Origin of the sequence: Paracoccus sp. Z118, assembly GCF_019061185.1 — a bacterium.
In the GTDB taxonomy this organism is placed as follows: Bacteria; Pseudomonadota; Alphaproteobacteria; order Rhodobacterales; family Rhodobacteraceae; genus Paracoccus.
Genome location: NZ_JAHQZU010000136.1, coordinates 1 through 423, shown reverse-complemented (window position 1 = coordinate 423; position 423 = coordinate 1). Strand labels below are relative to the sequence as shown.

The 423-nt window shown below is 75.7% G+C and carries 1 protein-coding gene and 1 pseudogene; one reads left to right on the top strand and one right to left on the bottom strand.

The genetic code is table 11. The annotated features are described in order from the left end of the window. On the bottom strand, positions 1-181 hold a 181-nt coding region (locus tag KTN05_RS18385), incomplete at its 3' end, for a hypothetical protein (RefSeq protein ID WP_254368354.1). 75 nt (positions 182-256) lie between these two features. Between KTN05_RS18385 and KTN05_RS18380 the strand changes: the two are divergent. After that, a pseudogene (locus KTN05_RS18380) lies at positions 257-423 on the top strand (phosphate acyltransferase); the annotation flags it as partial.

Genomic DNA, 423 nt, shown 5'->3' with positions numbered 1-423 from the left:
GGGTCAGGGTCAGGGTCAGGGTCAGGGTCAGGGTCAGGGTCAGGGTCAGGGTCAGGCCGGGCAGCCTCCTGCGGCGCAGCCTCCCGGTCCCCGAGAGGAGCACCGTGCCGGAAGCGCCCGCGCCCAAGGGCAAACCGGCAGCGTTCTCGCCGGCCCGGCCTCCGGCGGGCAGATTCCCCATGATCAGGCTCCCGCGGCCCCGGCCCCTGACGAGGCTGCTCCCGCCGCGTCGGCCTCCGCCGGCAGCCCCAGCGCCGGGCAGCCTCTCCCCCACGGCATGATCTTCGCCGATTGCGGGCTGGTGATCGCCCCCGATGCCGCGGAACTCGCCGACATCGCCATCGCCGCCGCCGCCTCCTGCGAGCGCCTGCTGGGGCAGACGCCGCGCGTCGCGCTGCTGTCCTTCTCGACCGCCGGCTCGGC